Source organism: Candidatus Obscuribacterales bacterium, from assembly GCA_036703605.1.
Lineage (GTDB): Bacteria > Cyanobacteriota > Cyanobacteriia > RECH01 > RECH01 > RECH01.
The window spans coordinates 1-7,394 of sequence record DATNRH010000727.1; the positions used below are offsets into that span (position 1 = coordinate 1).

Consider the following 7,394-nt stretch of genomic DNA (forward strand, 5'->3'; position numbering starts at 1 on the left):
ACGTAAATGGGCTGTTGGCGGCTGATGACGCCGGTATAGACTAATTGGCGAGCTTCGTCTTGAACAAAGTCTAGGGAATAGGCAATGGCTTGAATCATGATTCACCCTCTGCTGTTGTAAATAGCGGTAACTAGGAGGCCAACAAGGATAAAAGCTCACCGTGAATCCTAGTTATTAATCGTTGAAAGATTAAGTTTGTAGTCAGGGATACTGAACTTTTTTTATTCTTACGTTGGATTCCTCTTGATTATATTAAGAAACATGATAAAAGTCAGCAAACTCTAACCTGTCGTCCCAGGATGGTGTATAGATCGGGGCGATCGCTCAAACTCCTTTTAGAATAAGCATTTCAGCCAATAGGTGCTTGCAATTGCGATCGCCATAAGCTATGGAAAGCGCTGAATCCGTCTCCTCATCGCTCCATATAGCGTGTACAAATCTTAGATTTCCTTAAGATGCTGGGCTGGATCGCGAATCCCCTCACGATGATTCGCCATTGGCTACAATGAATCACGACAATCAGTCCCGAAAGCGCCCAGGGTTGAAGTGTGCCGGGCCGTAGCCATAGGTTGAGTGCATGTTGCCAAAAGATGAATTGCTTGCCCGCGTTGAGAACCGCGACAGTGCTGCCCGCATTATTGACCAAGCGGAGCAGGCCCTGCGGACGTGGGAGGTTGTGATGACCGATTTTCTGTCGCCGCCAGAATGGCTGGAGGTGCAGACCATGTTTCGGCCGCTCACCGAAGTGCAGGTAGTCGCTTGGGGTGGCTATCCTCAAGCAGAGCGCTGTCGAGCCGCGATCGCTCGTTCAGACCTGCCCTTAGACCAGGATCAGGTTGAACTAGCTGCCCTCGACATTGCTGGCAATTTTTTGTTCGATGCCGCCAGCCATCGGGACTTTTTGGGTGCCCTTCTCGGGACGGGCATTGTGCGCGGCAAGGTGGGCGATATTGTGGTGCTGGGCGAACGGGGGGCACAAGCGATCGTCGCGCCAGATTTAGTTGAATTTTTGGAAATGAGCCTCACCCAGGTGCGATCGGTGCCGGTGAAAACGCGGCGAATTGAGCTGAGCGACCTGAAGGTGCGGGAGCCTCGGAAAAAAGAGATGACTACTGTGGAAGCTTCTATGCGCCTGGATGCGATCGCCTCTGCGGGCTTTGGCATGTCTCGCAGCAAGATGGTGGATCTGATTAGCGCTGGAGATGTGCGGGTCAATTGGCGAGACGTGACCCAGTCTAGCTATCAAATTAAATCTGGAGACCTAGTCGCCATTCGTGGCAAGGGACGGCTAGAGATTGGCGAAGTGGCGGTGACCAAAAAGGAACGGTATCGCATTCAGCTTACCCGCTTGGTCTAAGTGGTGGTCTTCGTCGGAGAACCGATGGACATCTATGCAGATGGAAACCAACTATCTTGACGAAACATGGTAGGGCGGGCAATGCCCACCCTACTAGAGCTCATTCAGGTTTGACAGCCGCTAGGAGCGTTGGTTTATTCGTAAATCCAAGGCTTGATCGTGGGTTCCCAGTTGGCTAGCTCGCCATCTTTAAACCACAGAGCAATTTCGGTCTGAGCCGTCTCGATCGCATCCGATCCGTGGATGATGTTCCGTCCAATGCTGACCCCAAAGTCACCGCGAATGGTGCCAGGTTCGGCCGTGAGCGGATTGGTTGCGCCAATGAGCTTACGGGCAGAGGCGACTACACCATCTCCTTCCCACACCATAGCGACCACGGGAGCCGAGGTGATGAACTCGACCAAACCAGGAAAGAAGGGACGTTCCCGGTGTACACCGTAGTGCTCTTCAGCTAGCTCACGGGTCACCATCATAAATTTCATGCCCACCAAGGTGAACCCCTTGGTTTCAAAGCGGCTCACGATTTCACCAATTAGCCCACGCTGCACGCCATCTGGCTTAATTGCAATAAAAGTGCGTTCCACGATGTCAAACTCCTAACGATACGTCTTTACAATTGATTGCTGCGTAGTCTTCTATGCCAATGCTTGCAACACGAGTGCAAGACCTTTTCTATGCTCAGCAAAAGCATACCCTTTGTAAAGTAGTTGGCTGGAAAGTCTGAAAAAACTCAGGGTCAAGCGGGGCGATCGCCCCCGGATTCTCAAAACAACACGATAGGATAGACAGGACAACTCGTTGAAGAAAGATTGCGAGGTCAGGTTCAGTATGGTCACTCCGTCTACCGAATCGCCCAAGATTCTAGATCCTAATGCCGATTCTAATCCTCCCACGCCGCCGGGAACGACCCGCTGGACCATTGAAGATAGCGAAGAACTGTATCGCATCCGAGGCTGGGGGGAACCCTATTTTTCCATCAACGCCGCTGGTCATGTCACCGTCTCCCCCAAGGGCGATCGCGGCGGATCGTTAGATCTCTACGAACTGGTGACCGCTCTCAAGCAACGGAATCTCTCCTTGCCGATTTTGATCCGCTTTTCCGACATTCTGGAAGACCGAATTGAACGGCTGAGTGCCTGCTTTAGTAAAGCGATCGCCCGCTATAAGTACAACGGCGTCTACCAAGGCGTCTTCCCCGTCAAATGCAACCAGCAGCGCCATTTGATTGAAGACTTGGTGCGCTTTGGCAAGCCCCACCAGTTTGGGCTAGAGGCGGGCTCCAAGCCGGAGCTGTTAATTGCGCTGGCCACTCTAGATAACGACGGCTCGCTGCTGATTTGCAACGGCTACAAAGATCGAGACTATGTAGAGACTGCCATGCTGGCGCGGCGCTTGGGTAAAACGCCCTTGATTGTGCTGGAGCAGGCCGATGAGGTGGAGTTGGTGATTGCCGCCAGTCGGCAGTTGGGCATTGAACCGCTGCTGGGGGTGCGGGCCAAGCTGAGCACTAAGGGTGAAGGTCGCTGGGGCATTTCGGCAGGCGATCGCGCCAAGTTTGGGCTCACCATTCCCGAAATCCTCCACACCGTGAACCGCCTCAAGGCAGAGGGCATGCTCCACTGTCTACAGCTTTTGCACTATCACATTGGCTCTCAGATTTCCTCCATCGCGGTGATCAAGGAAGCGATTCGGGAAGCTAGCCAAATTTATGTGGAATTGGCCAAGCTGGGAGCAGACATGAAGTATCTCGACGTTGGCGGTGGCTTGGGCGTAGATTACGACGGCTCTAAAACCAACTTCTACGCCTCCAAAAACTACAACATGCAGAACTATGCCAATGATGTGGTCGCTGAGGTCAAAGAAGCCTGCCAAGAACGACAGGTGCCCATGCCCACGCTGATTAGTGAAAGCGGCAGGGCGATCGCCTCCCATCAATCCGTCCTGGTCTTTGACGTCTTGGGCAGCAGTGATGCCGCCACCGCCCTCCCTGACGCCGCCACCGCCGATGAACATCTGATTATCCGCAACCTTTACGAAACCTACCAGTCCATCCGTCCTGAGAACTATCAGGAGATGTACCACGATGCCACCCAGTTTAAAGACGAGGCCATCAGCCTATTCACCTTCGGCTACCTAAGCTTGAGCGATCGCGCCCGCGCCGAGCAACTCTACTGGAGCTGCTGCAAGAAGATCCTCGCCATTGTCCGCCAGCAGGACTACGTACCCGATGACCTAGAGGCGCTGGAACAGATCATGGCCTCGATTTACTACATCAACCTATCGGTGTTCCAATCGGCTCCCGATAGCTGGGCGATCGATCAACTGTTTCCCATCATGCCCATCCATCGATTGGATGAAGAACCCACCCAGCGAGGCACCCTCGCCGACCTCACCTGCGATAGCGATGGCAAAATTGATCATTTCATCGACCTGCGAGATGTGAAGTCAGTGCTGGAACTGCATCCGCTGCAGGCTGGGGAGCCTTACTTTCTGGGTATGTTCCTAGGCGGTGCCTACCAGGAAATTATGGGCAATCTGCATAACCTCTTTGGCGACACCAACGCCGTCCACATCCAGCTCACCCCCAAGGGGTACAGAATTGAGCATGTGGTGAAAGGCGATACGATGACCGAAGTGTTGGGCTATGTGCAATACGACGCAGAGGACTTAATCGAAAGTATTCGCCGCCAAACCGAACAGTCCCTGAACGAAAACCGGATTAGCCTAGAAGAATCCCAGCTCTTGCTGCAACACTATGAGCGATCGCTGGGTCAGTACACCTACTTAGTGTCCTAGCACCCTGGTTGACTGACGAACGTTGATCGCCCTCACCCCCACCCCCTCTCCCTGAGGGCGAGGGGAGCCGAGTCATCCCTCCATTCCCTCTCCTAAGAAGAGGTCTAGGGAAAGGGTTTTCGAGTATCTGGCCCACGTTTTGTCAGCCAACCAGCCTAGCGCCTGTTCTAGACGCGCCCCTCGCAGATTTTTGGAACAACCTATGCCTGGCAGAGTAAAGCATCTTTGGGTTCAATGGTTTGGAGTACAGCAGCTTGGAATGCAGCGCCGGATCCCACGTTTTGGTAGACCCACCAACGTTCAGCCACACCCGGAACAACCGTGGCGACGATGGAGCATGAAGCGGCTGGCCCGGGTGGCGATCGCCCTAGTATTAACCCTAGGAGCGATCGGCTTCAGCGGCTGTAGCCTAGATACCTTCAAGGTGGAGTCGGCCCAGGTGCCGCGCTTGATTATTGCCGCAGGCACCGATCCCAAAAGCTTTAACTATGCCCTCAACCAATCCTTCCCCAACGTGTTTTCGTTTATCTATGACGGATTGGTTGGGCAAAACCCCATTACCAGCGAGATCTACCCAGCCCTAGCCGAATCTTGGGACGTATCTGACGATAATTTGCAGATTACCTTCACCCTAAAAGAAGACCTGCAATGGTCAGACGGCGAACCGCTCACTGCTGAAGATGTGGTGTTTAGCTTCAATGAGGTGTATCTAAACCCTGAGATTCCCGTCCCCATCCGCGATGCCTTCCGCATTGGGCAAGCCGGAACTTTTCCTCAGGTAGAGCAGGTGGGCGATCGCCAAATTCAGTTCACGATTATCGAACCTTTTGCCCCTTTCTTAGAATACATAGGCGGCACCCCTATCCTCCCAGCCCATGCCCTGCGTGCCGCCGTGCAAGCCAAAGACGAAAACGGTCAACCACTCTTCCTGTCTACCTGGGGCACCGACACCGATCCTCGGCGCGTGATCGGCAATGGCCCCTACCGCATGGTTAGCTACTCCCCCAGTCAGCGCTTGGTCTTCGAGCGCAATCCCTACTATTGGCAAACTGACGACCAAGGACAACCTCAGCCCTATATCGAACAATTCATTTGGCAGATTGTGGAATCGTCAGATACCTCGCTGATCCAGTTTCGCTCCGGCGGAGTCGATATGCTCGACATCTCACCGCAAACCTTCATGCTGCTGAAGCGGGAAGAAGAACGGGGCAATTTCACCATCTATGAAGGTGGGCCAGATAGCAGCACCTTCTTTGTCTGCCTTAACCTCAACCAAGCTAGCCGCCAAGATGGTACACCAGTGGTGGATCCGATCAAAGCAGCCTGGTTTAACGACGTGCGGTTTCGCCAAGCGATCGCCCATGGGATCAATCGTCCCAAAATGCTCAATAATGTTTTCCTCGGTCTAGGAGAAACCCTGAATTCACCGATTCCAGTGGCCAGCCCCTTCTATCTATCGCCTGAGGAAGGACTGCCGGTTTACGACTACGATCCAGAGCGATCGCGGCAGATCCTGCAAGAAGCCGGCTTTACCTACAATGCTGAGGATCAACTCCTCGACGCCAGCGGCAACCGGGTACGCTTCCGCATGATTACCAACACCGGCGGACGCATCGCCACGGTGATCGGGCCTCAGATTGGTGAAGACTTAGCAGCCATCGGTATTCAGGTAGACTTTCAGGCGTTGGAGTTTAATACCATGCTAGAACGCCTGCGCAACACTCTCGACTGGGATGCCTACATTGGCGGCATCACGGGCGCACTGGAACCCCACGGCGCTTCCACCATTTGGTCACTCGACGGCAGCCTGCATACCTTCAACCGCCAGCCCCAGCCCGGTCAGGAGCCCTTGGTGGATCAGACCTTTTCCGATTGGGAACGAGCGATCGCCGATCTATTTGTCCAGGGAGGGCGAGAGCTGGATCTTGAGCGCCGTAAAGAGATCTACGGTCAAGCTCAGGTGATCATTCAAGAAAACCTGCCCTTTATCTACCTGATCAATCCCTATGGCTTAGGGGCCGTGCGCAATACCATCGAGGGCATTGAGTATTCCGCCATCCCCAACTGGCGATCGCTCTGGAATATCAACGAACTGAGGCTACTCGATACCAGTGAAATTGTTGCCCGAGATCGCTCCTAGCCTATGGATAGACAGAAGCCTAAACTCGCTTAGGCGGGGTCACATCTGGCCGAACCTTAGCTCGAATCGCTACGCAGGTGATATTGTCGTGGCCATTGTAGTGATTCGCTAAATCAATCAGCTGCACCACCCCTTGCTCTAAATTGGTTTGGGAACTGAGCAGCGGTTCTACATGGGTGCGCCAATGCTTGTCGAGCAGGTTATCGTCCGTGAGACCGTCAGAACAAAGTAAGAAAAGAGCATCTTCCGTCAGTTCTACAAAGGTGATGTCAGGATCTACAAAATTTTGATCGCGGGGCCCTAGCGCCTGGGTCAACTGATAGGCATCGGGGCGGGCATAGGCGATCGATGGTTCAACACCACGCTGAATTTCCCGCTGCCCCACTTCGTGATCCACCGTCAACTGCTCTAGTCCCATACGGCGCGTGAAGCGATAGAGACGACTGTCGCCGACATGGGCGATCGCTGCCTCCGTTCCCTGAATCAGCACCAGCACCAGGGTTGTACCCATGCGGCCACTACCAGACCGAAAATTTTGCTGGTTGAGGTCGTAGATGGCCTTATTAGCCATCAACACAGCTTCTCTGAGCATCTGTTCTGTGGGCAATTGGTCTTGCCAATGCTCCTCAAAATACTGCTCTAGGGTTTCCACCGCCAAGGAACTCGCCACTTCACCACCGGAATGGCCACCCATACCATCACAGAGAACATACAACCCCTTAGCCGTCAGGTGGCGAGCTAGGGGACTATCTGCCTTCTGAGTTTGGGTGCGAATACTGAAGAAGTCTTCGTTATGCTTGCGCTGCTGCCCAATATCCGTGCGGCCTGCGTCTTCCAAGCTAATCAGCTTCATCGGCAGCACAATGGTCGGCAAATCATCGCTTTCATCGCTGGCGTCATCCATCCGCGGCATAAGGGTAGGTGACATGTCGTCATCCTCATCCTCATCCAGCTCAGGATCCTGATCAGCATCCCCCGCACCAAGGGCGATCGCATCCGAGAATTCAGGGGGCGGCAGGGTAGGTGGATCGAGCGTCAAATCCTCGTCATCGGTCTCAGAAGCAGGCGTAAAATCTGTCATAGGAGGTTCGGAGGGAGGTT

The 7,394-nt window shown here is 53.8% G+C and carries 5 protein-coding genes; 3 read left to right on the plus strand and 2 right to left on the minus strand.

All coding sequences use genetic code 11. From position 1 onward, the window contains the following. Positions 1 to 577 precede the first annotated feature (577 nt). Positions 578 to 1,357 (plus strand): photosystem II S4 domain protein, encoded by a 780-nt coding sequence (locus tag V6D20_15215; GenBank protein HEY9817129.1) that lies wholly within the window; start codon positions 578 to 580, stop codon positions 1,355 to 1,357. A 134-nt stretch (positions 1,358 to 1,491) separates the two neighbouring features. Here V6D20_15215 and ndk read toward each other — a convergent pair whose 3' ends face one another. Continuing rightward, positions 1,492 to 1,941, minus strand: coding sequence for a nucleoside-diphosphate kinase (ndk, locus tag V6D20_15220; protein ID HEY9817130.1), 450 nt, complete (start codon positions 1,939 to 1,941; stop codon positions 1,492 to 1,494). Between the two features lie 244 nt (positions 1,942 to 2,185). Between ndk and speA the strand changes: the two genes are divergently transcribed. Continuing rightward, positions 2,186 to 4,153, plus strand: a complete 1,968-nt coding sequence (speA, locus tag V6D20_15225) for a biosynthetic arginine decarboxylase (GenBank protein HEY9817131.1) — start codon at positions 2,186 to 2,188, stop codon at positions 4,151 to 4,153. A 202-nt stretch (positions 4,154 to 4,355) separates the two neighbouring features. After that, complete coding sequence (locus V6D20_15230; protein ID HEY9817132.1) at positions 4,356 to 6,293, plus strand: ABC transporter substrate-binding protein; 1,938 nt, start codon at positions 4,356 to 4,358, stop codon at positions 6,291 to 6,293. A 19-nt stretch (positions 6,294 to 6,312) separates the two neighbouring features. Here V6D20_15230 and V6D20_15235 read toward each other — a convergent pair. Next, positions 6,313 to 7,394 (minus strand): serine/threonine phosphatase (locus V6D20_15235; GenBank protein ID HEY9817133.1); only part of this gene is annotated, 1,082 nt, incomplete at its 5' end.

What these genes read in the sequence shown, in the direction of transcription:
- V6D20_15215 (HEY9817129.1), top strand. Translation starts at nt 578, where the DNA reads ATGTTGCCAAAAGATGAATTGCTTGCCCGCGTTGAGAACCGCGACAGT.
- speA (HEY9817131.1), top strand. Translation starts at nt 2,186, where the DNA reads ATGGTCACTCCGTCTACCGAATCGCCCAAGATTCTAGATCCTAATGCC.
- V6D20_15230 (HEY9817132.1), top strand. Translation starts at nt 4,356, where the DNA reads ATGCCTGGCAGAGTAAAGCATCTTTGGGTTCAATGGTTTGGAGTACAG.